The following is a 26,895-nucleotide window of genomic DNA, read 5'->3' on the forward strand; positions in this document are numbered from 1 at the left end:
GTGCGGTCCAACAGACAACATAGTCCCTTTGACGGGCGCCGGGAGCCTCCGCCTCCCGGCGCCTTTATTTTTGGGGATGGTCTTGCGCGGCCTGTTGGGCAGCCAATTGCGTTACCCCAGATAAAACCTGCCAAAACAAACCTGTCCCTTTTTGGTAGGTTTTTGCCTTGAGAGCGGTACCATACAGGCAATGTTTAAACGAGAAAGGTGGGCTCCCATGGAACCTAAGCAGTACTACATCGGCATCGACGTCGGCGGCACTTCGGTTAAGGAGGGCCTGTTCGACGAGGACGGCAACCTGCTTGCCAAGGCCAGCGTGCCCACGCCTCCTATCGTTGACGCTGCGGGCTTTGCCGCGGTGACCGAGGCTATCGACCAGGTGGTCGCCAAGGCACAGATTCCGCGTGCCTTTGTGGCGGGCATTGGCCTGGCCGTTCCGTGTCCCATCCCGGCGTCGGGCGATGCCAAGGTCAAGGCCAACATTGCCATTAACCTGCCCGAGCTGAGGGTCGCCATTCAGAAGCACTGCCCCGATGCGGTCGTTAAGTATGAGAACGATGCCAACGCCGCTGCCATGGGCGAGGCCTGGCTCGGTTCTGCCAAGGGCGTGCAGAACGTGGTGATGGTCACCATCGGTACCGGCGTGGGCGGCGGCGTTATCGTTAACGGCGACGTGGTATCGGGCGTTGTGGGCGCCGGCGGCGAGATTGGCCACATGTGCCTGAACCCGGCCGAGGAGCGCACCTGCGGCTGTGGCGGCCATGGCCATCTGGAGCAGTATTCCAGCGCCACCGGCGTGGTGAGCAACTACCTTGCCGAGTGCAAGAAGGCGGGCGTCGAGCCCATTGAGCTCACCGGCCCCTCCGATTCCAAGGACGTGTTCCAGGCCTGCCGCGAGGGCGACAAGCTTGCGCTGGCCGCAGCCGACACCATGGCCGACTACCTTGGCCGCGCCCTGGCGCTTATCGCCAACGTGGTCGACCCCGAGATGTTCCTGATCGGTGGCGGCGCGTCTGCCTCGGCCGATGTTTATCTCGACAAGGTTCGCGAGCACTTTAAGCAGTACGCGCTCTCTGCCTCGCGCGAGACGCCCATTAAGGTCGCTTCGCTCGGAAACGACGCCGGCATCATCGGTGCCGCCTACGTAGCCCTGCGCGCCGCCGGTAAATAGTCGGTGCAGGAGGGCGGTGGTACAAGGTGGCAGACTTCGCCCCCAGGCTCGCCCCAAATTGCGCCGCGGCCCTTGCGTCTCATAAGGTTCGGCGGCAGCGTGCTACCATAGCTACGTCCAAGTACACATATCAAGTGGAGGATATCCATGGCAAACGTTCTTGTCTTTGGTCACCAGAACCCCGATAACGACGCCATCATGAGCGCCGTCGTCCTGTCCCAGCTGCTCAACCAGGTTGAGTATGCCGGCAACACCTACGAGGCCTGCGCCCTGGGTCAGCTTCCGGCAGAGTCCGCCAAGCTGCTCGCCGACGCCGGCATCGCCGAGCCCCGCGTGATCGAGTCCGTCGAGGCCGGTCAGCTCGTCGTCCTCACCGACCACAACGAGTCTGCCCAGTCCGTCGCCGGCCTTAAGGACGCCACGGTCTTTGGCGTTGTCGATCATCACCGCATCGGCGACTTCGAGACCGCCGGCCCGCTGCACTACATCTGCCTGCCCTGGGGTTCCAGCTGCACCATCGTCACCAAGCTCGCCGGCGTGCTCGGCGTTGAGCTTTCCGACGTCCAGGCCAAGCTGCTGCTCTCGGCCATGATGACCGACACGCTTATGCTCAAGAGCCCCACCACCACCGATGTCGACCGCGCCGTCGCCGCCAAGCTCGGCGAGCAGGTGGGCGTCGACCCGGTCAAGTTTGGCATGGAGGTCTTCCTCACCCGTCCGTCCGGCTCCTTCACCGCAGCCGAGATGGTCGGCAACGACATCAAGATGTTCGAGCCCGCCGGCAAGAAGCTGCTCATCGGCCAGTACGAGACCGTCGACAAGAGCCGTGCGCTCGGTATGATCGACGAGATCCGCGAGGCCATGCGCGCCTACGCCGCCGAGAAGGGTGCTGACGGCATTGTCCTGTGCATCACCGACATCATGGAGGAGGGCTCGCAGGTCCTGCTCGAGGGCGAGACCGAGGCTGCTCAGAAGGGCCTGGGCATTGCCGACGAGCACGACGGCGTCTGGATGCCGGGCGTCCTCTCCCGTAAGAAGCAGGTCGCTGCCCGCATCATGGCCGCCTGCTAGGTTTAGTTGACCAAACGCTACGACCGGATCGCGGACGCCCCGCGCTCCGGTCGTTTTTTGTGCACGGCGCCGCGTCGTCTCTTGGACAGGCGTGCCCGTGCCGTTGAGCAAATAATGTTCAACCTGTGGTTCCGCTTTTCGGCCACGCCTGCGTGCTTGTCGTGCAGGGTAGGCTAGATGCAAGCGTAATACGTTAGAGCGCGGCGCCGCCACTTGGGCGGGCCGTGCTTTTTTAAGACGGGAGCTTTCCCGTGAAAGGAGCCGCCCATGGCAGCAACTGAACAGCTGTTCAACGTTCGTGAGCGCAAGCGTTTTGAGCGCCACGACATCTGGGAGCGCATCGCCGAGAACGGCACGATTTCCGCCGCCGTCATGGTCTTCGCCGCCATCGCCGCCGTCATTTGCGCCAATACCGATGCCTACGAGGCCGTCCATCACTTTTTGGAGACCCCGCTGTATGTGGGTCTGGGAAACCTTACGGCCGGTCTCACCGTTGAGCTTTTCGTCAACGACTTCCTCATGGCGATTTTCTTTTTGTTGGTGGGCATTGAGCTTAAGTACGAGATGACGGTCGGCGAGCTCAAGAATCCGCGTCAGGCCATGCTTCCCATGCTGGCGGCCGTGGGCGGCGTCGTCGTTCCCGCCTGCATCTACCTGATCTTCAACCATGCCGGCGCCCACAACGGTTGGGCCATCCCCATGGCAACCGATATTGCCTTTGCGCTGGGCGTGCTGTCGCTTTTGGGCAATCGCGTGCCCAACGGCGTGCGCGTGTTCTTCTCGACGCTCGCCATCGCCGACGACCTCATCTCCATCGCCGCCATCGCCATCTTCTACGGTCAGAGCCCCAATCCGTTTTGGCTGGGTGCCGCCGCGCTCGTGACCTGCGCGCTCGTGTGGCTCAACAAGACGCAGCATTACCGCCTTGCCCCGTATTCGGTACTGGGTCTGCTGTTGTGGTTCTGCATGTTCAAGAGCGGCGTACATGCCACACTTGCTGGCGTCATCTTGGCCTTTACCATCCCGGCCAAGTGCGGCGTCAAGCTCGATAGCCTTACCGATTGGTTGGGCGAGTGCCTGCCGTTGCTCGATGACCGCTACGATGACGAGGCACACATCCTGGGCCAGCATGACTTTACCGTCTCGACCACTAAGGTCGAGCGCGTCATGCACCGCGTCACCCCGCCGCTCATCCGCATGGAGCGTCTGATCTCCACGCCGGTCAACTTTGTGATTCTTCCGATCTTTGCGTTCGTGAACGCACAGGTTCGCCTAGTGGGCGTGGACATGAGCACGCTGCTCACCGACCCGGTGACGCTCGGCGTGTACTTTGGCATGCTGCTGGGCAAGCCGATCGGCATCTTTGGCATGACGTTCGCCTTGGTCAAGCTCAAGGTCTGCGAGCTGCCGCACAATGTCAACTGGCACATGATTGCCGGTGTGGGCATTCTGGGCGGCATCGGCTTTACCATGTCGATTCTCATCAGCGGTCTTGCCTTCCCGACGGCCCAGTTTGAGGTTCTGGCTGCCAAGGCCGCCATCCTTGCCGGTTCGGTCACCGCCGCCGTGCTCGGCATGATCTACATGAGCGTGGTCTGCAAACACCCCGCGCCCAAGGGCGAGTAAAAGCATAAAAATAGGCACCAGAGCCGGTTTGGATGCGTTCGAAACTCGGATCAGGGTGCTACTGGCCCCCTGCCAGATACCCCCGTGGTCAAAAAACGCCGTTTGTGAGTACTGTCACAAACGGCGTTTCATTTTAGGTGTGAAAAATAATGAACACAATCATGTTATCTGTATGTTAACGAGTAATCGCTTGACTCCAATTTGGCGACAGCTGCTGCTCGGAAAGAAAATTCAGGCGCAAAAACGCCGATTTGGGGCCTGAATCGCTGCTACTAAAAAGGTAACAGTACTCATATTTGCCCTATTTTGCCCACAGCCCCCAATGACTAGGTTTATTCCACGGTGCCGTAGACGGCGCCCCAACCGTGGGCGGCAAGGGCCGAGTTGAGCTGGTCGCAAAGCGATTGGCGGTCGTAGTAGCCGGGCGGTAGCAGGTTGACGATCTCCATGAGATCGGGTGCCAGGTCCAAGATTTCGGCCTGCACGATGAGGTCCAGGCGGTCGATGGCGTGGCGGTCGTAAAACAGTCCGTCGACCAGGCGCTGCAGGTCGCCGAATTCCTCGGCCTGGAACGATCCGTACTCCATAGTGCCTCCTCGGGCGCCTCACGTCGGCATGCGCGGCGATTCGTAATTTATTGCGATGGACTTAATCTATCACGGCTTCATACCGTTGCGGCGGTGGCGGTCTATACTTAGACGAACTGCAACGTACCGCTTCGTGAAAGGTCGCACCCATGCAGACGATCTACCAGAAGATGGAAACCACCGAACTCGATGCCGCCATAGAGGCGCTCAAAGCCGAGGTCGCCGAGGTCAAGGCCAAGGGCCTGGCACTCGACATGGCCCGCGGCAAGCCGTCGCCCTCCCAGGTTGACATCTCGCGCCCCATGCTCGATATCCTCAACGCCGACGCCGATCTGCACGATGGCAACGTCGACTGCTCCAACTACGGCTGCTTTGAGGGCATTCCCTCGGCACGCAAGCTGGCGGGGGAGTTCCTGGGTTGCCCCGCCGAGCAGACGCTCGTACTGGGTTCGTCGAGCCTGCTGATCGAGCACGATATCGCCGGCATGTTCTGGCGCTGCGGCTCGTGCGGCAGCGAGCCTTGGGAGACTTACGAGGCCGCGCATGACGGCAAGAAGGTCAGGTTCCTGTGCCCTGTTCCCGGCTACGACCGCCACTTTGGCATCACCGCCGACCTGGGTATCGAGAATGTCCCCGTCGCGATGACCGACAACGGCCCCGACATGGACGAGGTCGAGCGCCTGGTTGCCGCCGACGACTCCATCAAGGGTATCTGGTGCGTGCCCAAGTATTCCAACCCCACGGGCATCACCTTTAGCGAGGACACCGTGCGTCGCTTGGTCGAGATGCCCACGGCCGCGCCCGATTTCCGCATCTTCTGGGACAACGCCTACTGCGTGCACGACCTGTACGACGAGACCGACGAGCTCGCAAACATCTTTGACCTCGCTCGCGCGGCGGGCACCGAGGATCGCGTGGTGGCCTTTGCCTCGACGTCCAAGATCACCTTCCCGGGCGCCGGCATCGGCTTTATCGGTGCGAGCCCCGCGGTCATCGCCGAGTTCTCAAAGCGCCTGAAGGCCGGCCTCATCAGCGCCGACAAGCTCAACCAGCTGCGTCACGTGCGCTTCCTTCCTACCATCGAGGCGGTCAAGGAGCACATGAAAAAGCACGCCGAGTTCCTGCGTCCGCGCTTTGAGGCCGTTGAGCGCAAGCTCACCGAGGGCTTGGGCGACACGGGCTGCGCCACCTGGACGCACCCCCGCGGCGGCTACTTTGTAAGCTTCGATGGTCCCGAGGGCTCGGCCCAGAAGGTCGCCGCGCTTTGCGCCGACCTGGGCGTCAAGCTCACGCCGGCTGGTGCCACCTGGCCCTATGGCAAGGACCCGCGCGACACCAATATTCGCATCGCGCCGAGCTATCCCACGGTCGAGGACCTGGAGGCCGCGCTCGATGTGCTGGTGCTGGCCGTTAAGCTTGTCGCTGCCGAGCTTGCGCGTGCCGAGCGCGCCTAACGCGCGGCTTCCCGTACTATCCGCACTTTCGATACGTAAAGGAGCGTATACATGGATTTGGGAATTTCTACCAACCCCACGCCAGAGCTCTACACCATTAAGGTAACCGGCGAGATCGATATCTCTAATGCCGATAGCCTGCGCAATGCCATCGACCTGGCGCTCGAGCAGCCCACCGAGGCCGTTGAGCTCGATTTTGCCCAGGTGAGCTACATCGATTCGACGGGCATTGGCGTGCTTGTGGGCGCCGCGCACCACGCAGTCGACCACGGCAAGCGCTTTAGCTGCGCCAATGTGCAGCCTCCGGTGATGCGCGTGGTTCAGCTGTTGGGTGTCGACCAGGAGATTTCGATCACCGCTGCATAACCTTTGCCCTCAAAAGGGCGTGCCGTTTGGCATATGTTTGTGATGCGCTCGGACGTTTTGGCGTCCGGGCGCTATACTTGACCGAATGAATAGACGAGTTCCGGCCGAATGGCGCGGTGCGGGCTCGACTCACATCGAGCCTTGGAGGTATGTGTGTTTGGTATTGGAGAGGGTGAGCTCGCGATCATCGTGGTCTTCGGCTTTTTGCTGTTTGGCCCGGATAAGCTCCCACAGATGGGCCGTACGATTGGCCGTGCCATCCGTCAGTTCCGCGAGACGCAGGAAAAGATGACGGCCGTTGTTCAGTCCGAGATTATCGATCCGGTGAGCGAGGCCGCGTCGGCCCCGGTCAAGCCCAAGAAGGCTGCTGCGACCGACGACGATTCCGATGCGGACGAGGATGCCGCCGAGACGGCAGCGCCCGCCAAGAAGGAGACCTTTGCCGAGCGCCGTGCCCGTCTTGCTGCCGAGAAGGCCGCAAGCGAGGGTGCTGCTGAGGGCGAAGGTGTTGCCGAGGAGGCCGAGGGTGCAGAGCCTGCCGTTGCTGCTGATGCCGCCGAGCCCGAGCCTGTTGCAGAGCCCGAGCCCGAGCCGGCAGAGCCCACGACGGCTGACCTCTACGCTCGTCGTCCCCGCAAGCGCAAGGCCGTCGTCGACCAGCTCGCTCGCGAGCTCGAGGCCGAGGACGACGCCGCTGCCGCCGACGCCTCGAAGGGAGGCGATGAGTAATGCCTATCGGACCTGCGCGCATGCCGCTCTTCGATCATCTGGGAGAGCTTCGTCGCCGCCTGACCATCGTGGTCGTGTCGGTGTTTGCCGCCGCTATCGTGCTGTATTTCGCCACGCCCGTGGTGCTCGATATCTTGAAAGATCCCATCCGCTCGTTTGTGCCGGACGGTAAGTTCTACATCACCACCACGCTCGGCGGCTTTGGTCTGCGCTTTTCGCTGGCTCTCAAGATGGCCGTTGTCATGTGCACGCCCATGATCGTCTGGCAGGTCTTGGCGTTTTTCCTGCCGGCGCTGCGCCCCAACGAGCGCAAGTGGGTCGTGCCCACGGTGCTCGCCTCGACGGTGCTGTTCTTCCTGGGCGCTATCTTCTGCTACTTCATCATCATCCCTGCGGGCTTTGAGTGGCTCATCGGCGAGACTTCGGCCGTCGCCACGGCGCTGCCCGAACTGGAGGATTACATCAACATGGAGCTGCTCTTTATGATCGGCTTTGGTGTGGCGTTCGAGCTGCCGCTCATCATCTTCTATCTGTCCGTCTTTCATATCGTGTCCTACGCGGCCTTCCGCAGCGCCTGGCGCTATGTATATGTGGGCCTGCTGGCGGGCTCGGCTGTAATTACGCCCGATGGCTCGCCCGTCACGCTGGGTCTTATGTATGGTGCCCTGCTCTCGCTCTACGAGATCTCGCTCGCCATCGCCCGCGTGGTCATTACCGCGCGTGAGGGCAAGGAGGGCTTGTTTGTGAGCCGTCTGGACCTGTTCTCGAACGAAGAGGACGACGAGGAGTAGACCGGTATGCACGAGGTTGGCATTGTCAACGGCATACTCGATACAGTGATTCGCGCGGCGCGTGGGGCGGGGGCCTCGCGCGCCGTTTTGGTAACGCTGCGTATCGGGGATATGACCGAGGTGGTGCGCGAGGCGCTCGACTTTGCGTGGGAGACGTTTCGCGACGAGGACCCGCTCACGCAGGGCTGCGAGCTCGCCGTGGAGGAGGTCCATCCACAAAGCGAGTGTCTGGACTGCGGCGAGGTTTTCGACCACGACCGCTTTCATTGTCGCTGCCCCCAATGTGGCGGCGCCAACGTGCGCCTGCTGCACGGCCGCGAGCTCGACATCGCGAGTATCGAAATCGAAACCCCCGACGATTAGCCCGCTAGCCATCTAGTGATGGGGTATAAAGGGGCCAAAGTAAGGAGCGCTAAGTATGGCCGAGAAAACGATTGATATCGCGTCGCCGATTCTGTCGCGCAACGAGCGCCTGGCAGATCAGCTGCGTCAGCGATTTAATGAAACAAACACCTATGTGATCAATGTGCTGTCGAGCCCCGGTTCGGGCAAGACCACCACGATCCTGGGCACCAACGAGCGCCTGCGCGACAAGGCCGGCTTGCGCTGCGCTGTCATCGAGGGCGATATTGCCTCGGATGTCGACGCCATCACCATGAAGGAAGCCGGCATGCCCGCCATCCAGATCAACACGGGTGGCCTGTGCCACCTCGAGGGCAACATGATCATGGAGGCCGTTGACGCGTTCGACCAGGCCGTCGGTCTGGAGAACATCGACGTCATCTTTATCGAAAACGTGGGCAACTTGGTCTGCCCGGTCGACTTTGACCTGGGTGAGAACCTGTCCATCATGATTCTCTCGGTGCCCGAGGGCGACGACAAGCCCATCAAGTACCCGGGCATCTTCCAGCACGCCGGCGCGCAGCTGCTCAATAAGGTCGACGTGGCCCCGGCTTTCGATTTTGACATGGATAGGTATACTAAGACACTCGATGACCTCAATCCGCAGGCGCCGCGGTTTGCCGTGAGCGCGCGCAAGGGCGAGGGCATGGATGCCTGGTGCGATTGGCTCATCGGGCAGATCGAGCAAGCAAGGGCGTAAATCGGCCGCCATACGGGCGGGCGTAGCCGCAGAGACACGAGATAGGAGCCTCTTTTGAAGCTCATCATCGCCGAGAAAAACGACGCTGCGCGTCAGATCGCCGAGCGTCTGTCCACGGGCAAACCCAAAAAGGATAAGGTGTACAACACCGCCATCTACCGTTTTGAGTGGAAGGGCGAGGAGTGCGTGACCATCGGCCTGGCCGGTCACATCCTTGCGCCCGATTTTTGCGACAGCGTGCTGTTCGATAAAAAGCTGGGCTGGTATTCGGTTACCGAGGACGGCGAGATGCTACCGGCCGACATGCCCGATGGCCTGGCACGCCCGCCCTACGACACCAAGCGCAAGCCGTTTCTTGCCGACGGCATCTCCATCAAGGGCTGGAAGCTCGAGAGTCTGCCGTATCTCACCTGGGCACCCGTCATTAAGCTGCCGGCCGAGAAGGAACTCATCCGCTCGCTTAAGAACCTTGCCAAAAAGTCCGACAGCGTCATCATCGCCACGGACTTCGATCGCGAGGGCGAGCTGATCGGTTCGGACGCCCTCAACAAGGTGCGCGAGGTTGCGCCGGACTTGCCGGTTGCCCGCGCCCAGTATTCTTCGTTTACCAAGGCCGAGATCACGCAGGCCTTCGATAACCTTGTCTCGCTCGACCAGAATCTGGCCGACGCCGGCGAGAGCCGCCAGCACATCGACCTTATCTGGGGCGCGGTGCTCACGCGCTATCTGACGCTCGCCAAGTTCGGCGGCTTTGGCAACGTGCGCTCCGCCGGCCGCGTGCAGACGCCGACGCTTGCCCTGGTGGTCGAGCGCGAGCGCGAGCGCATGGCGTTTGTGCCCGAGGACTATTGGCAGATCCGCGGCATGGGCGCCGCGCAGGGTGCTGCTGAGGACGACCGCTTTAAGATTGCGCACAAGACGGCACGCTTTACCGACAAGGATGCTGCCGAGACGGCATACGGCCATGTCGACGGCGTTACGACGGCAACCGTCGCCGCGGTGACCAAGCGCTCCCGCAAGCAGCAGCCGCCCACGCCGTTTGCGACCACCTCGCTGCAGGCCGCCGCCGCTGCCGAGGGCATCTCGCCTGCGCGTACCATGCGCATCGCCGAGTCCCTCTACATGGCGGGCCTTATCAGCTACCCGCGTGTCGACAACACCGTGTATCCCGCGACGCTCGATCTGGGCGCCGTGGTGAGCGACCTGGCAAAGATCAACCCGGCGCTGGCGCCCGTGTGCAAAAAGGTGCTCGCCGGTCCCATGAAGCCCACGCGCGGCAAGGTCGAGACCACCGACCACCCGCCTATCTATCCCACGGGCGAGGGCGATCCGTCCACGCTCGACGGCGGCCAGCGCAAGCTCTACGACCTCATCGCCCGCCGCTTCCTGGCGACGCTCATGGGGCCCGCGACCATCGAGAACACCAAGCTCGAGCTTGATGTGAACGGTGAGCCGTTCGTGGCTTCGGGCGACGTGCTCGTGACCCCGGGTTTCCGCGAGGCCTATCCGTACGGCCTTAAGCGCGATGAGCAGATGCCGCCGCTGGAGCAGGGCGATACGGTTGATGTGTTCGACATTAAGCTCGAGGCAAAGCAGACCGAGCCGCCCGCACGCTACAGCCAGGGTAAACTCGTGCAGGAGATGGAGAAGCGCGGCTTGGGCACCAAGTCCACGCGCGCGAGCATCATCGAGCGCCTGTACGCCGTGCGCTACCTCAAAAACGATCCCGTGGAGCCGAGTCAGCTGGGCATCGCCATCATCGATGCGCTGACGCAGTTTGCCCCGCGCATCACGAGCCCCGATATGACCAGCGAGCTCGACGGCGACATGACCCGTGTGGAGCGCGGCGAGGATACCGAAGAGCATGTCGTGATGCACTCGCGCGCGCTGCTGGCTGGCGTGCTCGACGAGCTGCTCAAGCACACGCAGGAGCTGGGCGACGCCATCAGCGACGCCGTCACGGCCGATGCGCGCGTGGGAGCTTGCCCCAAGTGCGGCAAGGACCTGGTTATGAAGACGAGCGCCAAGACCCGTGGCAGCTTCATTGGCTGCATGGGCTGGCCCGACTGCGATGTGACCTATCCGGTGCCGAGCGGCGTCAAGGTGAGTCCGCTCGAGGGCGAGGCGGCCGTGTGCCCCGAGTGCGGCGCGCCGCGCATTAAATGCCAGCCGTTCCGTCAGAAGGCTTTCGAGATCTGCGTGAACCCCACGTGCCCCACCAACTACGAGCCCGACCTTAAGGTGGGCGAGTGCAAGGTGTGCGCCGAGGCCGGACGTCATGGCGACCTGATCGCGCACAAGAGTGAGAAGAGCGGCAAGCGCTTTATCCGCTGCACCAACTACGATGACTGCGGCGTGAGCTATCCTCTGCCGGCGCGCGGTAAGCTCGAGGCGACGGGTGAGACCTGCCCCGAGTGCGGCGCCCCCATCGTGGTGGTCAACACAGCGCGCGGCCCGTGGCGTATCTGCGTCAACATGGACTGCCCGACCAAGGAGAAGAAGCCCGCCCGCGGCCGCAAGACCACGACTAAGGCGAGCACGGCCAAGAAGACGACGGCGGCCAAGAAGACTGCCGCCAAGAAGGCTGCCGCAAAAAAGACGACCACCAAGAAGGCCGCCGACAAGTAACCGAGCACATATAGACGCGGCGGGGCCGGGCGCGCAAATGCAAATGCGCGCCCGGCCCCACTTCTAAGTTGCGGTGAAATAGGGACTGTTTTTGCTGGCAAAAGGCCTAATTAATCCCTATTCCACCGCAAGTTTTGATCAGTTGTTGGGATTACTTCACCTCGACAGGCTTGGCGCTGGGATAGCGCTCCTCAAAGTCTAGGCGGTACTTATTGTCATTGGTGCCCGCCACGTTGTCGCGCGACAGCGGCGCCACGATCTCATTCTTGTGGTCCGCAGGCTTGGCGTATTTCAGGCTGATCTCCCAGGCATCACAGATTGCGTCAATGCGGTGATCCAGGTCGTCGTACAGGGCGATGATGTCCTTCCAGGAGCTGTAGTTCTTGGAGCTCGTCGGGACGTCTAGGTCCTCGACGATGTCGTAATACTGCTCGATGGTGTCCTCCGTGCGCTCGGCGACGTCGGCGAGATTTTGACGGGTGGTTCGATCCTCTTCCAGATAGCTGCCGTTGAAGTTCTGCGCGCAGCCACGGACGTAGTTGTCGAGGTCTTCGAGCAAGTCGTAGTATTCGCTCAGTCGGCGGTAGAGATTCTGCTCGGAGAGCGTTGCTTCGCCGCCATCCTCGTCGTCATCGTCATCATCGTCGTACAGGCTGTTGGGATCGCCGAGAGGCTTTAGGTCATCGTCGTCGACGTCATGGTGCAGCTTAGCTACCTCGGCAGTCGTCTGCGTGGCGGCGCTGTCGAAAGGCTTGATCACAAAGAAAACGACCAGGGCGATGATGATCGCCACCAGCACAACGATAACGGCGATAAGCGGCCCGGCGCCGCTCTTTTTGGGAGCGGGGGTCTGTGGCGAAGCGGGCGCGTATGCGGGAGCCGGCTGCTGTTGGGGCGAGCCGCTCGCGACGGGTATGCGCTGCGTGGTCTCGACGGCCGCGGGGCTTGCGGCGGGGTCGGGGCGATAGGCGAGGGGGTCGTCCGCCTTGGCTTGCGGCGTATCAAGGGAGCCGGTCTGCTCAAAAGCGGGCTGGCTATCGCTCGCGGCTGTTTGCTCAACGGGTGCACCGCACGAGGTGCAGAACTTGGCATTATCTGCAAGAAGCTTGCCGCACGAGGCGCAATACCGAGACATTGCCACTCCTTTCGCCACATTTCAATGCAATACGACGATTATACCCAGCGCAAAAAATTCCCCATCATAAGTTGTGGTGAAATAGGGACTGTTTGGCGGTCTCAGAGCTTCAATCAGTCCCTATTTCACCGCAACTTTGGAAAGGCACCATTAGCCATTGGGGACGCGCCGGACGCTGGGGTATCATGGCTTGGTTGCTATAACTTGCACTTTCGCGCCTTGTGGGAAGGGGATGCGCCCATGGCTTCTGAGCCCGCTCAACATAGCTTTATCACGCTCGAGGGCGTCGACGGCGCCGGCAAGTCCACGCAGGCGCGCCTACTTGCCCGTGCGCTCGAGCTCGCTGGTTACCAGGTTGTGAGCCTGCGCGAGCCGGGCGGTACCGCCATCAGCGAAAAGATCCGCGCCCTGCTGCTCGACCCCGCCAATACGGCGATGGGCGACACCTGCGAGTTGTTGCTCTACGAGGCCGCGCGCGCCCAGTTGGTGCACGAGGTCATCGCGCCTGCTCTTGCTGCCGGCAAGGTGGTCCTGTGCGACCGCTTCTACGATTCCACAACTTGCTATCAGGCGTTTGCCGATGGCCTCGATCGCCAGATGGTGCGCGATGCCAACAACCTGGCCGTCGCGGGCACGCACCCGGCGCTCACGCTCGTCTATCACATCACGCCCGAGCAGGCGGCGCTGCGCATGGCCGACCGCGGTGCGGCCGACCGCATGGAGGCCAAGGGCATGGCCTTCCAAGAGCGCGTCTACCAGGGATTTTGCGCCATTGCCGCCGAGGAACCAAACCGCGTAAAGCTCATCGACGCGACCGCGACCATCGAGGAAGTCTTCGAGAAGACGGTCGAGCAGGTTCGCGCCTACGGCCTCGACATTTCCCAGGATGCCGTCACCGCCGCGCTTGCCCAGGATGCCGTCACCGCCGCGCTTGCCCAGGAGGCCGAGTAACATGGCCCCCGCTCAGGCAAGCCTGCTGGCCAAGCTCGACACCCAAGAGCGCGTGCGCGACTTTTTGACCAATGCCGTCGCCAGTGGTCGCGCATCGCACGCCTACCTGTTTTTGGGCGCGCCCGGCGCGGGCAAGCTCGACGCCGCGTGGGCGCTCGCCCAAGCCTTCCTGTGCGATCAGGATGGCTGCGGCTCATGCGATAGCTGCGTGCGCGTCGCCCGCCATACGCACCCCGACGTGCACTATTACACGCCCGAGAGCGCCACGGGCTACCTCATCGCCCAGACCCGCGAGCTGCTCGACGACGTGCCGCTGGCGCCCATCCGTGCCAAGGCCAAGGTCTACATCATCGACCGTGCCGAGCAACTGCGCGCCAACACCGCCAACGCACTGCTCAAAACACTCGAGGAGCCGCCCGAGGGCGTTATGTTTATCATGCTGGGCACCTCGGCAGACGTGATGTTGCCCACCATCGTGAGCCGCTGCCAGTGCGTGCCGTTTCGGCTGGTATCGCCTGCCGTCGCCGCGCAGGCCGTGAGCCGCGCCACCGGTCAGGACCCCGCGCGTTGCCGCATGGCCGTCGCCGTAGCGGGAAGCCCCACGCGTGGTATCGAGTTCCTCAAGAGCGCCGAGCGCCAGGACGCCCGCCGTCAGATGGTTCGTGCCATCGATTCGCTTATCGCCGCCGACGAGGCCGACGTACTCAGCCGCGCCAAGTCACTCATCGTCGCCGTTAAGGCGCCGCTCGCCGAGGTCAAGTCCACGCAGGAAAAGGTGCTCGAGCAAAACGCCGACTACCTGTCGCGTGGAGCATTGAAGCAGCTTGAGGACCGCAACAAGCGCGAACTCAACGCGCGCGAGCGTTCGGGTATCATGGAAGCGCTGGCGAGCGCGCGGACGCTCATGCGCGACGTGCTGCTGACGCTTCAGGACGAGGCGGCCGACGTGGTGAACGAAGACGTGCGCGACACGATCGGTCGGCTTGCCGCCGCGACCAATGTTGCGGGTGCCACGCGGGCGCTCGAGGCAGTCGCGACCGCCGAGCGCAACATCGCCAGAAACGTTACTCCCCAGCTGGCCATCGAGGTCATGCTGTTCGATATCAGGAAGGCACTGAAATGCCGTTAGTCGTACCCGTTAAGTTTACCTACGCCTCGCGCGACCTGTGGTTTGATCCGCAGGATCTGGATATCCTCGAGGCCGATTATGCCATTTGCTCCACCGAGCGCGGAACCGAGATCGGCCTGGTCACGGCCGATCCCTTCGAGGTGCCGCAGGACGAGATCGGTCAGCCGCTCAAGCCCGTGCTGCGCGTGGCGAGCGACATCGACCTGCAGCTTGCCGATGACCTGGCCATCCAGGGCGACGAGGCCATGGTCGACTTCCGCCGCCTGGTCAAGGAGCTCGACCTCGAGATGAAGCCGGTGGGCGTCGAGTACCTGTTTGGCGGCGAGAAGGCCGTGTTCTACTTTGCAGCCGAGGAGCGCGTCGATTTTCGCCAGCTCGTCAAGGACCTGTCCTCGACGCTGCACATTCGCGTCGATATGCGCCAGATCGGCGTGCGTGACGAGACCCGCCTGGTGGGCGGCTATGCCCAGTGCGGACAGGAGCTCTGCTGTACGCGCTTTGGCGGACAGTTTGAGCCCGTCTCGATTCGCATGGCAAAAGAGCAAGACCTGCCGCTCAATTCCTCCAAGATCAGCGGCGTGTGCGGTCGTCTGATGTGCTGCCTGCGCTACGAGTTCGAGGCCTACAAGGACTTTAAGAGCCGTGCGCCCAAAAAGAAGACGCTCATCGATACGCCGCTTGGCAAGGCGCGTATCCAGGAGTATGACACGCCGCGTGAGCAGCTGGTGCTGCGCCTGGAGAACGGCAAAGTCTTTAAGGTCAACCTAGCCGATATGACGTGCTCGGAGGGCTGCAAAAAGAAGGCCGCCGAGCAGGGCTGCAGCTGTCGCCCCGACTGCGTGACGCGCGACGTGCTCGAGCGCATCGAGTCGCCCGAGATGCGCCTGGCGCTCATGGAGCTCGATCGCGAGAACGGCGTCGACGTGGGCGATGGCCTGTCGAGTGCCGACCGTCTGGCCGGCACGTCGATGCCCAAGCGCCGTCGTCGCGACGTCGATTCCGATGCCCGCGCTGCTCAGAGCCAGGGCGAGGGCCGTGGCCGCGGAAAGGGCCGCGGCAAGGCCGAGGCGCCCGAGGCCGAGGGGGCGGCCGATGGCCGTCGCCGCCGCAAGCGCGCGGGCTCGGGCGATGCTACCGAGGCTGCAGCCGCGGGCAAGAACGCCTCTCGCGAGCGCGAGGTTCAGCAGCCCCAGCAGCAGAATCGCGGCGGTGGCATGAACCCCACACGCCGTCGTCGCCGTCATCTGTCGAGCGAGGAGCGCGAGGACGCCTTCCGCGCCGCAGCTGCTCGCGAGGCTGGTGCCGCTTCCAAGGGCCCCTCGGTCTCCGATGCGCCTGCCGACAAGGGCGGCAAGTCACGTGGCGAGGAGGAGCGCGCGCCGCGTCCGCGCCGTCGCCATTCCTCGGGCGCGCAACAGAAGCCCTCAGTGCCCTCCGTGGCCGATCAGGTCTCGGATGGCGAGGTCAAGGTCACGCGCCGTCGTCCCGGAGATGGCGGGGGAGCGGCTGCCAAGGCTTCGCGTGGCGCCGCTCGCGACGAGCGCGAGCCGCGCGAGGATCGCGGTGGCGAGGGCTCGGCCGACCAGGGTCAAAAGCGCCGTCGCCGTCGCCGTTCCCGCAAGCCGCGCCAGGATGGTGGCGAGGGCTCGACCCCGTCTTCGTCCGCACCACAACCGCCTGCCGGCGAATAACGTCCGTAAGCGGATGTAACCCGCCTTGCCCCGAGCGCATCGGGGTATCATAGCGCCGAATCAACAACCCTCCCTGCGACCGAACGTAGGGAGGGTTGTGTCTTGAAGAGCCGTTTGAACATATTGAGCTGTCTGCAGGGTGCCGGTGCCCTACCGTTTGCGGACGAATTGCTACCGTTTGCCGAGCGGGTGGCACGCGAGGCGCTCGAGGCATTGTCGCCAACACGATGTGCCGGCTGCGAGCGCGCCGGTGCGCTTATTTGCCAAGACTGCCTGGCTGCGCTCACGCTCATCGACCCACGTCATAGCTGCACCCGATGCGGCGCTCCGTTTGGGGATTTGCTGTGCACTGAGTGTTCGGTCGAGGGCACGTCCTCGGCAATGGCGGAGGCGCTCGACCGCTGCCTGGCGTGCGCCGTCTATGCGCATCCGCTGCCGCGCATCATTAAAGCGTACAAGGATGCGGACGAGCGATGTCTGGCTCCGTATCTGGCGGAGCTGCTCTACGACACCGCCCTGCATGCCCAGGTCGTAGCGCCCGATCGCTACGGAGGTGTGCTGTCCGGTGCGGATGCGGTGGTGTTTGTGCCTGCGACGGCGGCAGCGTTTCGGCGGCGTGGTTTTGATCATATGGAGGCTATTGCGCGCCCATTTTGCGAGCTGTCGGGTGTTCCCCTGCTCGATGCGCTCGTCAAGTACGGGCATGGCGACCAGCGCGAACTCGGTCGTGAGGAGCGCCGCGAGCGTGCCCAAGGCATGTACGAGACGGTTGAGGACGTGCACGGCCGCCGCTTGCTGCTTATCGACGACGTTATCACCACGGGTGCGACGATGGCAGCGGCTTCGGCGGAACTCAAGCGCGCCGGTGCCGTGGCCGTTGATGGCCTCGCTATCGCACGCGTTTGGTAGGGGTGGTTTTGTGGCAGTGAAGATTGAGCGGCGCAACGAGCCGACAGACGAACAGCTGGCGGCTTCCGTAATCCTAACAGGCGCCTCGGCGCTACGCATGATGCGCGCCGAGCGCCGAAAAATGGGTTACATCAGCTGGAGGGACCTCAATCCCGATGAAGAGCGCCGTGTGCTGCGCACGTCGTCGCCCTCGACCGAGGACATCTATCTTCCCGACTTGGTGCGGATTGGGGCCGCAAGCGGCGAGGTGCAAGAAGATCTTTGCTTGCTGGTGGGATCTGCGGCGCAGCGCCGCCGCATGCCTAGCGTGGGCTGGTCCGTATGCTCTGGGTTGCCCGCCGGCTCGATTCTAGAGGTGGAACCAGGGGTGTACAGTCTATCTCCCGAGGCCCTTTGTGTTGTCGTCGCCCGCGAGGTCGGCTGTATCCAGGCATTTGCCCTGGCCCAGGAGCTGTGCTCTAAGATTTCACTGAGTGACCGCGGGAAGTATCTGCCTCCCTACACCTCGCCCGTTACGAATAAACTTGCAAAGGACAAGGACCAGCCAGCAGACGTGGGCTACTTTGAGGTTGAGCCGGTGCTGACGCCCGATCGTCTGGCAGATTACCTCGCGGTATGCAAGGGGAATGCGGCCAAACAACTGCAGCGTCTGTGTCCCTACTTGTCAGAAAACCTGCGCTCGCCCATGGAGTGCATCATGCTCGCTCTGTTTTCGCTTCCGTTTTCCTATGGCGGATTTGCCTGCGGTCCCTTTAAGACCGACTACAAGATTGAGTTCGATGACCGCGCGCAGGCAATCTCGGGGATGCCGCATGCAGTTTGCGATGCGTATCAGGAGGCAGCCCGGTTTGACCTGGAATACAACGGTGAGCTGGGTCATTCCTCCCGGAGGGGACGTATCCATGATGAAAAACGCAACACGGGCTTGATTACTATGGGAATCGAGGTCGCGACGGTCAACAACGAAATGCTCCGCGACATGGAAGCGATGGAAGCGCTCACATGGCGCATCCACCAGCGTATGGGTAAGCGATATCAGAATCGCGTAGAGGCTCGTCGAAAGAGGCAAGATGCTCTGCTGAATACGCTCCGAGCGTGCTTTGGGCTCAAGCCAGCGTAAAACTATGGCTTTATAGGGGGTCTGTTTATATGCTCTGTGCAAAATACGGCAAATATGAGTACTGTTACTAGATTAGTGACAGCAAAAACAAAGAAACTTGGGCCGAAAATCTGGATTCAGCGAAGAGATAGTAAACGAATGTGGAATATCTTGGCGCCAAGCAGGCTGTGCGGAACTCAAAAAGGGCTCGTGAGGCGGTAATACGCTGCTACTAAATTGGTGACAGTACTCATATTTGCCGTTTTTTGCACAGGGCGCCCTGAGACGGGTGCCCCGGAGCTCCCCGTGGGGGAGCTCCGGGCTTCATGGGGGCACGAATAGCCCGCTCCGACCTGCGAAATCTGTACTCGCGATGCGAATGACGCCCCTAACCTTAAACTTTAGCTTGAACTTAGCTATAATGCGCTTCGTTCCTACCAGGCTGTGGTTGCGGACGGACGAAATGCCCGTCCTAGTCCAAGACAGACGCGGTCAAAGGGATCCACGTAAGCGACCGCGTGTGCGCGGCGCGATCATGGCGCGTCCTAGATGTAAGCCGCACCGTCCGTTCTACTTTCTTTGGGGCAATACCGCCTCGCGGGCGAGCGGGTCAGTCGTGAAGGTGGCTGCGGCCTCCCGAGCAAACACCCCGGTGCGCAAGTGTGGGGTCAAATACCAGGTCAGCTGGTGGGAACAACCTGATATTCCGCGCAACGCACGGATTGTATACGACACAGAAGGCAGGGTAGTGGACATGGTGAGGGGCAGCTTGATGCACGCGGCTCGGTTAGGTGCTGGGACCGCAGCGGTCATTGCCGTTTTGGGCCTGAGCGGATGCGCGTTCAACCCGCTGTCTACGTTCACGACTCCCACGATCGACCAGATCGAGTACGAGACGGTCACGCCGGCGGTGTCGGACGATGCCCTGGTCACTCCCGGAACCCTGACGGTTGCCCTCGATACTTCCGATGCGCCGCAGGCCATGCAGGGCGCCGACGGCGAGCTCACGGGATATGCGGTCGACGCCGCCCGCGCCCTCGCAAGCCGCATGGGCCTTAAGGTCGCCTTTGTCGATGCGTCCTCGGCGGGTTCCGCGCTCGGCGACAAAAAGGCTGATATCTTTATCGGCGAGATCAACTCCACAGACGGGGACGTTAGCTCGCTCGGCACCTGCCTGTACGATGCCGCTTCCGTGTTCGGTAAAACCAGCGATGGTGGTTCGCTAAGCGTTTCCACCGATACCCTTAACACGTCCACCCTGGGTGTCCAGATGTCCTCGGCCTCGCAGGAGGCGCTTGCTAAGCAGAGCATCACCGCCAACCAAAAGACCTACTCCAACATCAACGAGTGCTTTGAGGCGCTCGAGTCCGGTGAGGTCGACTATGTGATCTGCGACTCCACGGTCGGCGGCTACCTTGCACGCCTGATGAGCGAGGTCTCCTATGTCGGTGCGCTCGAGGCGCCCTCGACGCTTGGTGTTGCGGGCCTCTCGTCCAATGACGAACTGTGCCGTGCCGTGAGCGATGCCCTCGACGACATCACGGTCGACGGTACGCTCGAGGCAGTCCACTGCGTCTGGTATGGCACGATGCCCTACGACTTCACCACTAAGACGGTTTCGGGCGCTAACGTGCAACCGGGCGACTCTGAGTCCAGTGAGACCACGTCCTCCGGCAGCGAGTCCTCCGATTCCAACAATGAGACCGCATCCTCCGAGGACAAATCGTCCAGCCAGGAAGGCACCATCACCGACGACGACATTAACAAACTTAATAGCTAGTTATTGCTAGGGGTGGTGTCTCCTATACGTTGGAAAGGACACCTCTTCACGGTTTCAACACGCACTGCCGGGCTTCCCCAATAGGGGAGCCCGGCTTTTTCATCCCAATAAAACCAGCAGGTCAAAGCTAATTTTCGGGACCAAATACAAAGCCGCCGACGCCCTCCCATAGCGCACTTTGCCACGGAAAAGTGCGAGACTTCGGTATGCGGTATCAAGCAATCGTTATTCGGGTCTTTGGGAATCCGCGTGATTAAATGCACGGCAATGGGTACATAGCCAGTACAGTAAGTCCCCGAGGCAGATTGGAGCCACGTATGGATATCAAGGTTTCTGGACGCAAGACGACGGTAACCGATGCTCTGCGTGCGCATGTGGATGAGAAGATCGGCGAGGCGCTCAAGGTTTTCGATATCGAGCCCATGACGGTCGACGTTGTACTTCGCTATGAGAAGAACCCCTCGAACCCCAATCCGGCAATCGTCGAGGTTACGGTTCGTGCCCGCGGTTCGGTGATTCGCGTTGCCGAGCACGGTGCAGATATGTACGCCGCCATCGACCTCTCCGCCGATAAGGTCACCCGCCAGCTGCGCAAGTTCAAGACCAAGGTCGTGGACAACCGCCAGGGCGGTGCCAGCGCAGCGGATGTCGCACCGGTCGAGCGCGTCGAGGATCTGGCCGACCTGCTGCTGCCCGAGGAGGAGGATGACCTGCTCGTCCGCGAGAAGGTCATCGATGTCACCCCGATGACTGAGGAGCAGGCGCTGGTGCAGACCGATCTGCTCGGCCACGACTTCTACGTGTTCGAGAACGCGACGACTGGCCTCATCAATGTGGTGTATCACCGTAAGAATGGTGGATATGGCATCATCAAGCCCCGTATCGAAACACTTGACGAGTAAAATACGTTAACTTGCATGAGTTAACGGCTGGCGGCCATCCCATGCGGATGGCCGCCTTTTTTACGTAAGGAGTCGCTTTGATGGACAAGGCTGCATCTACCGGCCATTCTGACCGCTGCCGCATCGTCGTCGATACCTGCTGCGACTTTAGCCCCGAGGTCGCCGCGAACCTCGATGTCGATATCTTGGGCTTCCCCTTTATCATCGATGGCGAGGAGCGCACGGACGATATCTGGTCGAGCATGAGCCCTAAGGAGTTCTACGACCGCATGAGAGCAGGCGCTCGCGTGTCTACCTCCGCCGTGTCGCTCGGTCGCTATATCGAGTTCTTTACCGAGTGCGCCAAAGAGGGCACGCCCACGGTCTACCTGTGCTTTACCTCGGCGCTGTCGTCGAGCTACAACTCCGCGTGCCAGGCGGCAGATGCCGTGCGCGCCGAGTATCCCAACTTTGAGCTCTATGTGGTCGACAACGCTCTACCCTGTGCGACCGGCGCACTTTTGGCGCTCGAGGCCGTGCGCCAGCGTTCGGCGGGGCTGACCGCCAAGCAACTGGTCGATTGGGCAAACGAGGCGAAGACCTACGTCCACGGCTACTTTACGCTCGAGAGCTTTGACGCGCTGGCTGCCGGCGGCCGCATTCCGCCCGCGGCGGCGCAGCTCACGGCAAAGCTCGATGTCAAGCCCGAGCTCTCCTACGACCTTGCCGGCTCGCTGTCGCTGATCGGCGTCAACCGCGGCCGCAAGAAGGCGCTCAAGTCCATCCTCAAGTCGTTCCGCGAGAACTACGTGCCCGACCGCACCATGCCCATCGCCATCATGACGGCCGATGCCGAAAAGGACGGTGACTGGCTCGAAGCCGCCATCCGCAAGGAGGAAGGCTGCGCCGACGTCACGATCATTCGCAGCTCCGTGGGTCCCACCATTGGCTCGCACGTGGGCCCCGGCATGGTGGCCTGCGCGTTTTGGGGCAAGAATCGCGCCGAGAAAGCCTCGCTTTCCGATCGCATCGCGCGCCGTGTGCGCGGTGAGTAGACAGGCGTTACAACCGCGGGCGCCCCGCAGCTCAAGCGTTGGCACCGAGTATTCAACCTGGTAACAACACCCAACCCAAAAGGAAAGGTTTCATGGCAAACAAGCTCTCTGTCGCATTTATCGGCACCGGAATCATGGGTGCCCCCATCGCCGGCCATATCCTGGATGCCGGCTATCCCGTCACGGTCAACAACCGCACCAAGTCCAAGGCCGCCGCGCTTATCGAGCGCGGTGCCGCCTGGGCCGATACGCCGGCCGATGCCGCGGCGAACGCCGATGTCGTCTTTACCATGGTGGGCTATCCCTCCGAGGTCGAAGAGCTCTACCTGGCGGGCGACGGCCTGCTCGCATGCACCAAGCCCGGCGCGGTTCTGATCGACCTCACCACGAGTTCGCCCGAGCTCGCGCGCGATATTGCCGAGGCCGCCCAGGTCACGGGCCGTATGGCGTTTGACTGCCCCGTCACCGGCGGCGAGTCGGGCGCTATCGCCGGTACGCTCACGGCTATCGTGGGCGCCACCGAGAACGACATCGCGCCGGTCCGCGATATCCTTTCCACCTTTGCGGCAAACATCTGCTGCTTCGACGGCGCCGGCAAGGGCCAGGCTGCCAAGCTCGCCAACCAGGTGTCGCTGGGCGCCTGCATGGTCGGCATGGCAGACGCCATGGCATTTGCCGAGCTGAGCGGCCTTGACCTGGAGAAGACCCGCGAGATGATCTTGGGCGGCACCGGCAAGTCCGGCGCCATGGAGAGCCTGGCTCCCAAGGCGCTCGACGGCGACTACAAGCCCGGCTTTATGGTCGAGCACTTCATTAAGGACCTGCGCCTGGCGCTCGCTTATGCCGACGATCGCGAGCTCGCGCTGCCCGGTGCCGACGTGGCCTTTACGCTCTACGACATGCTCGACGCCATCGGTGGCGCCAAGCTGGGTACCCAGGCCATCACGGTACTCTATAGGGAGGAGGCCGACGCCATTGCCGCCGGTCTGGACTGGTCGCAGTATCGTCCCGAGGAGCACGGTGCTCACGAGGAAGGCTGCGGTTGCGGCGAGCACGGCGACGACCACGAGTGCGGTTGCGGCCACCACCATGGCGAGGACCACGAGTGCTGCGGCGGCCACGGCCATGACGACGACCATGAGTGCTGCTGCGGCCACCATCACGGGGAGTAGCGCCCATGAGCTGGACGTTCGTGGTACTAGCGCTGGTGCTCTTTATCTTTGCGATTTACATTGGCTTTTTGTGCGGCCAGTGGGCCTGCGAAAAGCGCGTGATTACCAAGCGCGACTACTGGATTGCCAATTTTGCAGGCGCGGCGGCAGTCGTTCTACTGACCTGGGTGTTTTCGCTGTTCCCGCTGGTGCAGTTTGCGCCGATCGGCTGGCTCGGCGGCTTTATCGCCGGCCTTAAGATGAGCTTTGGCGAGTCCGTCGGTCCGTGGCGCAAGCACGACGAGGTCTTTAACGTCAACAAGGCTCACCGCGCCGCCGCCGACGCGGGCGACGCCGAGGAGCGTCGCCGTGCGCGTCACAATGGTGCAGCCGATCGACAGCTCATCTCGGTCACCGATGACAGCAAGGGTGCTGGCAAGCACGCTAAGAAATAGTAAGAAGAGGTAACTATGGCAGAAAACAAGGAAGAACAGCTCACCGACGAGGAGCTGGCACAGCTTCAGCTGGCAGAGGAGAACGAGAACGCCGTCGACCGTCTGGTCAAGGAGCTCGGCTGCCCCACGCGCCGCATCCGCCAGTTTGCCGCCCGCGTGCTGCATCTGCTGGCCGAGCGTGACCCGCAGCGCGTCGTGCCCTGCGTGCCCGCGCTGATCGAGGCGCTCGACCGCCCCGAGGCGCAGACCCGCTGGGAGGCCCTCGATGCCCTGACGGCGCTCGCCATCACCTGCCCCGAGCAGCTGGGCGATGCCTTTGAGGGCGCCGAGACCGCGCTGTTCGACGAGATTTCCTCCACGCTGCGCTATGCCGCCTTCCGCCTGCTGTGCGTGTGGGGCGCCACAAGTGTCGAGCGTTCGCGCGAGGCTTGGCCCATCCTGGACGAGGCCATCCAGTGCTACCACGGCGACCTCGAGTATCGCGATATGCTCGGTTGCCTGTACGAGTTTGGCCAGGGTGAGATTGACGCCGAGGTCGCCGAGAAGCTCGCGCTGCGCCTTAAGTTCGACGCCGAGAACGGCAAGGGCAGCTATCTCAAGGCCCGTTCGAGCGAGATTTGCGAAATGCTTGTTAAACGTTTTGGCCTGGATCTCTCCAAAAAGAAGAAGCGTGCTAGCGTTAAAAAATCTGACGACGCCGAAGACGAGGAGTAACAGATTATGGCGCACGATGTAGTCCTGATTCCCGGTGACGGTATCGGTCCCGAGATTACGCAGGCCATGCGCCGCGTGGTCGAGGCTGCCGGTGTCCAGATCAATTGGAACGTCCAGGAGGCCGGTGCCGGCGTCATGGACGAGTTTGGCACGCCGTTGCCCCAGCACGTGCTCGATGCGGTCGCTGAGACCAAGGTTGCCATCAAGGGCCCCATCACCACGCCGGTCGGCCCGGGTTTCCGCAGCGTCAACGTGGCCCTGCGCAAGCACTTCGACCTGTACGCCTGCGTGCGCCCCTGCCTGTCGCAGCCGGGCGACGGCTCGCGCTTCCGCGACGTCGACCTGGTCATCGTGCGCGAGAACACCGAGGACCTCTACGCCGGCATCGAGTTCGATGAGGGCGCTGCCGAGGTCGAGGAGCTCTCGCAGCTCGTCGAGCGTTCGGGCCAAAAGACCTTCGCCGCCGATTCCGCGATCTCGATCAAGCCGATCTCTATCGCCAAGAGCCGCCGCATTGTGGAGTACGCCTTTGAGTATGCCCGCCGCTGCGGCCGCAAAAAGGTGACGGCCGTGCACAAGGCCAACATCATGAAGGCGACCGACGGCCTGTTCCTGCGCGTGGCGCGCGAGGTGGCCGCCAACTATCCCGATATCGAGTTCAACGACAAGATCGTCGACGCCACCTGCATGGGCCTGGTCCAGAACCCCAACGACTTCGATGTCCTGGTGCTGCCCAACCTGTACGGCGACATCGTGAGCGACCTGTGCGCCGGCCTGGTGGGCGGTCTGGGCATGGCCCCCGGCTCCAACATCGGTGCCGACTGCGCAATCTTTGAGGCTACGCATGGCTCCGCGCCCGATATCGCCGGCCAGGATATCGCCAACCCCACGGCCGAGATCCTCTCTGCTGCGATGATGCTCGATCACCTGGGCGAGAACGACGCGGCCAATCGCATTCGCGCCGCCGTATCTGCCACGCTCGACGAGGGCGAGCAGGTTACCGGTGACGTGCGTCGTGCCCAGACCGGCTCCGTTGAGGGCGCTGTGGGCACGCAGGCCTTTGCCGATGCCGTTATCGCGCACCTGGTCTAAGGTATGCACGCTGCAAACGCCTAAATAGTACTTAAGTGTTTGCGTATAACCTAAGAATCAATACGCCCGGCGCTCTGCCGGGCGTATTCTATTGGGGACTATGTTTCCTAACAAGGAGTAACTGATATGGGTCTGATTCAAAAGAAGGACGAGAAGGACGAGATCGACGGCATCCAGATCATCGAGCGCGGCGAAGGCCCCGACGGTGATGAGGACGAGAAGATCGACCTGGTCGCCGGCACGTCTGCCGAACATATTGCCGCCGGCACGACCGCCGAGGAGGAAGACGCTCGCCTGGAGGCAAAGATCGCCGCGGACGCCGCCGACGAGAACCTTATGCCTGAGGAGCAGGACGAGGACGACGACTCCGACGTGGACGACCACGCTTGCAAGCACAAGAAGACGATGATCGCCGCCTTTGTGGTTGCAGTCGTGATCGCTGCGGTGGTCGGCTTCTTTATTGGCAATGGCGGCTTTGGCGGCAAGGGTGTCGGCTCGGCGACCCTGACCGAGGACCAGCTCGATTCGACCGTGGCAAGCTATAGCTACAACGGCAAGAAGAGCGATATCACCGCGCGCGAGGCCATCGAGAGCCAGTACAGCCTCGACACCGTCAAGGATAGTGATGGCAACTACACCGCTCCTTCTGCCGACGTTATCCTGTCCTACGTGCGCAACCAGATTCTGCTGGACGCTGCCGAGGACGAGGGCATTACCGTCTCTTCCAAGGAAATGAAGCAGTACGCCGAGGATTCCATCGGCACCTCCGACTACAAGACCATGGCCACGCAGTATGGCGTGTCCAAGGATCAGGCCAAGCAGATCGTCCGCCAGTCCGCGACGCTGCAGAAGCTCTACAAGAAGAAGGTGGGCGATAGCTCCGCGAGCATGCCGACCGCCCCGACCGAGCCTGCTGACGGCAACGAGGAGACCGCGAGCAAGGACTATGCCGACTACATCATCAACCTTGCCGGCGACGAGTGGGATAGCGAGAAGGGCACCTGGAAGGACGCCGATAGCACCTATGCCAAGGCCTTCGCTGATGATGCCTTTACGGCCGATAGCGCTACCTATAAGCAGGCCATGACCGCCTATTACACCGCCTACCAGCAGTATTCCTCGCAGGCTTCAAGCGCCAGCTCCAAGTGGACCGAGTACGCTAACGGCCTGTACGCCAAGGCCAACATCAGCATCTACGGCCTGTTTGCGTAAGGTTTGCCTGCACTACTGCGCGCTAACCGATCTACCTGATTAAGCCCGCTAGAACGGACAATGAACTGCCTCCCATTTCTTGGACATGAGAAATGGGAGGCTTTCTTTATGCGCGT

25 protein-coding genes are annotated in these 26,895 nt (G+C 62.2%); 23 read left to right on the top strand and 2 right to left on the bottom strand.

Annotation, left to right across the window (positions count from 1 at the left end; translation table 11 throughout):
* Window positions 1–217 precede the first annotated feature (217 nt).
* From KSY82_RS06435 to nhaA, 3 genes are all read left to right on the top strand, one after another.
* On the top strand, window positions 218–1,171 hold the full coding sequence (locus KSY82_RS06435; RefSeq protein ID WP_233540726.1) for an ROK family protein: 954 nt from the start codon (window positions 218–220) through the stop codon (window positions 1,169–1,171).
* Between the two features lie 147 nt (window positions 1,172–1,318).
* Window positions 1,319–2,242, top strand: coding sequence for a manganese-dependent inorganic pyrophosphatase (locus KSY82_RS06440; RefSeq protein ID WP_217750595.1), 924 nt, complete (start codon window positions 1,319–1,321; stop codon window positions 2,240–2,242).
* 267 nt (window positions 2,243–2,509) lie between these two features.
* On the top strand, window positions 2,510–3,868 hold the full coding sequence (nhaA, locus tag KSY82_RS06445) for a Na+/H+ antiporter NhaA (RefSeq protein WP_217750596.1): 1,359 nt from the start codon (window positions 2,510–2,512) through the stop codon (window positions 3,866–3,868).
* Window positions 3,869–4,200: 332 nt separating this feature from the next.
* On the opposite strand, the gene KSY82_RS06450 is transcribed toward nhaA, so the two are convergent.
* Window positions 4,201–4,455, bottom strand: a complete 255-nt coding sequence (locus tag KSY82_RS06450) for a hypothetical protein (protein ID WP_022093864.1) — start codon at window positions 4,453–4,455, stop codon at window positions 4,201–4,203.
* A 149-nt stretch (window positions 4,456–4,604) separates the two neighbouring features.
* Between KSY82_RS06450 and KSY82_RS06455 the strand changes: the two genes are divergently transcribed.
* The 7 genes from KSY82_RS06455 (at window position 4,605) to KSY82_RS06485 (ending at window position 11,525) form a co-directional block, all read left to right on the top strand.
* Window positions 4,605–5,909 carry an aspartate aminotransferase type Ic gene (locus tag KSY82_RS06455; RefSeq protein ID WP_217750597.1) on the top strand — a complete coding sequence of 435 codons (1,305 nt, stop codon included), beginning with the start codon at window positions 4,605–4,607 and terminating at the stop codon, window positions 5,907–5,909.
* 51 nt (window positions 5,910–5,960) lie between these two features.
* Window positions 5,961–6,275, top strand: coding sequence for an STAS domain-containing protein (locus KSY82_RS06460; protein WP_055251245.1), 315 nt, complete (start codon window positions 5,961–5,963; stop codon window positions 6,273–6,275).
* A gap of 153 nt (window positions 6,276–6,428) precedes the next feature.
* The gene (locus KSY82_RS06465; protein ID WP_217750598.1) at window positions 6,429–7,004 is read left to right on the top strand and encodes a twin-arginine translocase TatA/TatE family subunit; all 576 of its coding nucleotides are present in this window, start codon (window positions 6,429–6,431) and stop codon (window positions 7,002–7,004) included.
* Window positions 7,004–7,795 carry a twin-arginine translocase subunit TatC gene (gene tatC, locus KSY82_RS06470; protein WP_217750599.1) on the top strand — a complete coding sequence of 264 codons (792 nt, stop codon included), beginning with the start codon at window positions 7,004–7,006 and terminating at the stop codon, window positions 7,793–7,795. Before KSY82_RS06465 ends, tatC begins: the two co-directional genes overlap by 1 nt.
* A 6-nt stretch (window positions 7,796–7,801) precedes the next feature.
* Window positions 7,802–8,158, top strand: coding sequence for a hydrogenase maturation nickel metallochaperone HypA (hypA, locus tag KSY82_RS06475; protein ID WP_217108232.1), 357 nt, complete (start codon window positions 7,802–7,804; stop codon window positions 8,156–8,158).
* A 55-nt stretch (window positions 8,159–8,213) separates the two neighbouring features.
* The gene (gene hypB, locus KSY82_RS06480; RefSeq protein WP_006235936.1) at window positions 8,214–8,897 is read left to right on the top strand and encodes a hydrogenase nickel incorporation protein HypB; all 684 of its coding nucleotides are present in this window, start codon (window positions 8,214–8,216) and stop codon (window positions 8,895–8,897) included.
* A 54-nt stretch (window positions 8,898–8,951) separates the two neighbouring features.
* Window positions 8,952–11,525: a DNA topoisomerase I gene (locus KSY82_RS06485; RefSeq protein ID WP_217750600.1), complete on the top strand. Its 2,574-nt coding sequence runs from the start codon at window positions 8,952–8,954 to the stop codon at window positions 11,523–11,525.
* A gap of 151 nt (window positions 11,526–11,676) precedes the next feature.
* On the opposite strand, the gene KSY82_RS06490 is transcribed toward KSY82_RS06485, so the two are convergent.
* Window positions 11,677–12,660, bottom strand: coding sequence for a zinc-ribbon domain-containing protein (locus KSY82_RS06490; protein WP_217750601.1), 984 nt, complete (start codon window positions 12,658–12,660; stop codon window positions 11,677–11,679).
* 240 nt (window positions 12,661–12,900) lie between these two features.
* Between KSY82_RS06490 and tmk the strand changes: the two genes are divergently transcribed.
* The 13 genes from tmk to KSY82_RS06555 all read left to right on the top strand — a co-directional run bounded on the left by tmk (window position 12,901) and on the right by KSY82_RS06555 (window position 26,779).
* On the top strand, window positions 12,901–13,611 hold the full coding sequence (gene tmk, locus KSY82_RS06495) for a dTMP kinase (RefSeq protein ID WP_217750602.1): 711 nt from the start codon (window positions 12,901–12,903) through the stop codon (window positions 13,609–13,611).
* Between the two features lies 1 nt (window position 13,612).
* On the top strand, window positions 13,613–14,740 hold the full coding sequence (locus tag KSY82_RS06500) for a DNA polymerase III subunit (protein ID WP_217750603.1): 1,128 nt from the start codon (window positions 13,613–13,615) through the stop codon (window positions 14,738–14,740).
* Window positions 14,731–16,431 (top strand): PSP1 domain-containing protein, encoded by a 1,701-nt coding sequence (locus KSY82_RS06505; protein WP_217750604.1) that lies wholly within the window; start codon window positions 14,731–14,733, stop codon window positions 16,429–16,431. Before KSY82_RS06500 ends, KSY82_RS06505 begins: the two co-directional genes overlap by 10 nt.
* A 102-nt stretch (window positions 16,432–16,533) precedes the next feature.
* On the top strand, window positions 16,534–17,340 hold the full coding sequence (locus KSY82_RS06510; RefSeq protein WP_254881750.1) for a ComF family protein: 807 nt from the start codon (window positions 16,534–16,536) through the stop codon (window positions 17,338–17,340).
* Between the two features lie 10 nt (window positions 17,341–17,350).
* A complete protein-coding gene (locus KSY82_RS06515; protein ID WP_217750605.1) occupies window positions 17,351–18,460 on the top strand; it encodes a hypothetical protein in 1,110 nt (369 codons plus the stop codon).
* Window positions 18,461–19,193: 733 nt separating this feature from the next.
* A complete protein-coding gene (locus tag KSY82_RS06520) occupies window positions 19,194–20,219 on the top strand; it encodes a substrate-binding periplasmic protein (RefSeq protein WP_254881751.1) in 1,026 nt (341 codons plus the stop codon).
* Between the two features lie 317 nt (window positions 20,220–20,536).
* A complete protein-coding gene (gene hpf / locus KSY82_RS06525; RefSeq protein ID WP_035137685.1) occupies window positions 20,537–21,121 on the top strand; it encodes a ribosome hibernation-promoting factor, HPF/YfiA family in 585 nt (194 codons plus the stop codon).
* An 80-nt stretch (window positions 21,122–21,201) separates the two neighbouring features.
* Window positions 21,202–22,155 (top strand): DegV family protein, encoded by a 954-nt coding sequence (locus KSY82_RS06530; RefSeq protein ID WP_138113329.1) that lies wholly within the window; start codon window positions 21,202–21,204, stop codon window positions 22,153–22,155.
* A gap of 92 nt (window positions 22,156–22,247) precedes the next feature.
* Complete coding sequence (locus KSY82_RS06535; protein WP_217750607.1) at window positions 22,248–23,327, top strand: NAD(P)-dependent oxidoreductase; 1,080 nt, start codon at window positions 22,248–22,250, stop codon at window positions 23,325–23,327.
* A gap of 5 nt (window positions 23,328–23,332) precedes the next feature.
* Window positions 23,333–23,761, top strand: coding sequence for a hypothetical protein (locus KSY82_RS06540; RefSeq protein ID WP_138340214.1), 429 nt, complete (start codon window positions 23,333–23,335; stop codon window positions 23,759–23,761).
* A gap of 15 nt (window positions 23,762–23,776) precedes the next feature.
* On the top strand, window positions 23,777–24,475 hold the full coding sequence (locus KSY82_RS06545) for a HEAT repeat domain-containing protein (RefSeq protein WP_217750608.1): 699 nt from the start codon (window positions 23,777–23,779) through the stop codon (window positions 24,473–24,475).
* 6 nt (window positions 24,476–24,481) lie between these two features.
* Window positions 24,482–25,567: an isocitrate/isopropylmalate dehydrogenase family protein gene (locus KSY82_RS06550; RefSeq protein WP_217750609.1), complete on the top strand. Its 1,086-nt coding sequence runs from the start codon at window positions 24,482–24,484 to the stop codon at window positions 25,565–25,567.
* A 126-nt stretch (window positions 25,568–25,693) separates the two neighbouring features.
* A complete protein-coding gene (locus KSY82_RS06555) occupies window positions 25,694–26,779 on the top strand; it encodes a hypothetical protein (protein WP_217750610.1) in 1,086 nt (361 codons plus the stop codon).
* The last annotated feature ends 116 nt before the right edge of the window (window positions 26,780–26,895 follow it).

This window comes from Collinsella aerofaciens (assembly GCF_019131995.1).
Lineage (GTDB): Bacteria > Actinomycetota > Coriobacteriia > Coriobacteriales > Coriobacteriaceae > Collinsella > Collinsella aerofaciens_S.

Bases quoted from the DNA above. Each gene is read 5' to 3' on its own strand.
- KSY82_RS06490 (WP_217750601.1), bottom strand. From the start codon at position 12,660: ATGTCTCGGTATTGCGCCTCGTGCGGCAAGCTTCTTGCAGATAATGCC.
- KSY82_RS06450 (WP_022093864.1), bottom strand. From the start codon at position 4,455: ATGGAGTACGGATCGTTCCAGGCCGAGGAATTCGGCGACCTGCAGCGC.
- KSY82_RS06540 (WP_138340214.1), top strand. From the start codon at position 23,333: ATGAGCTGGACGTTCGTGGTACTAGCGCTGGTGCTCTTTATCTTTGCG.
- KSY82_RS06500 (WP_217750603.1), top strand. From the start codon at position 13,613: ATGGCCCCCGCTCAGGCAAGCCTGCTGGCCAAGCTCGACACCCAAGAG.
- hpf (WP_035137685.1), top strand. From the start codon at position 20,537: ATGGATATCAAGGTTTCTGGACGCAAGACGACGGTAACCGATGCTCTG.
- KSY82_RS06550 (WP_217750609.1), top strand. From the start codon at position 24,482: ATGGCGCACGATGTAGTCCTGATTCCCGGTGACGGTATCGGTCCCGAG.
- KSY82_RS06435 (WP_233540726.1), top strand. From the start codon at position 218: ATGGAACCTAAGCAGTACTACATCGGCATCGACGTCGGCGGCACTTCG.
- KSY82_RS06505 (WP_217750604.1), top strand. From the start codon at position 14,731: ATGCCGTTAGTCGTACCCGTTAAGTTTACCTACGCCTCGCGCGACCTG.
- KSY82_RS06440 (WP_217750595.1), top strand. From the start codon at position 1,319: ATGGCAAACGTTCTTGTCTTTGGTCACCAGAACCCCGATAACGACGCC.
- KSY82_RS06545 (WP_217750608.1), top strand. From the start codon at position 23,777: ATGGCAGAAAACAAGGAAGAACAGCTCACCGACGAGGAGCTGGCACAG.
- nhaA (WP_217750596.1), top strand. From the start codon at position 2,510: ATGGCAGCAACTGAACAGCTGTTCAACGTTCGTGAGCGCAAGCGTTTT.
- KSY82_RS06555 (WP_217750610.1), top strand. From the start codon at position 25,694: ATGGGTCTGATTCAAAAGAAGGACGAGAAGGACGAGATCGACGGCATC.
- KSY82_RS06455 (WP_217750597.1), top strand. From the start codon at position 4,605: ATGCAGACGATCTACCAGAAGATGGAAACCACCGAACTCGATGCCGCC.
- hypA (WP_217108232.1), top strand. From the start codon at position 7,802: ATGCACGAGGTTGGCATTGTCAACGGCATACTCGATACAGTGATTCGC.
- tatC (WP_217750599.1), top strand. From the start codon at position 7,004: ATGCCTATCGGACCTGCGCGCATGCCGCTCTTCGATCATCTGGGAGAG.
- tmk (WP_217750602.1), top strand. From the start codon at position 12,901: ATGGCTTCTGAGCCCGCTCAACATAGCTTTATCACGCTCGAGGGCGTC.
- KSY82_RS06520 (WP_254881751.1), top strand. From the start codon at position 19,194: ATGGTGAGGGGCAGCTTGATGCACGCGGCTCGGTTAGGTGCTGGGACC.
- KSY82_RS06460 (WP_055251245.1), top strand. From the start codon at position 5,961: ATGGATTTGGGAATTTCTACCAACCCCACGCCAGAGCTCTACACCATT.
- KSY82_RS06535 (WP_217750607.1), top strand. From the start codon at position 22,248: ATGGCAAACAAGCTCTCTGTCGCATTTATCGGCACCGGAATCATGGGT.
- hypB (WP_006235936.1), top strand. From the start codon at position 8,214: ATGGCCGAGAAAACGATTGATATCGCGTCGCCGATTCTGTCGCGCAAC.
- KSY82_RS06530 (WP_138113329.1), top strand. From the start codon at position 21,202: ATGGACAAGGCTGCATCTACCGGCCATTCTGACCGCTGCCGCATCGTC.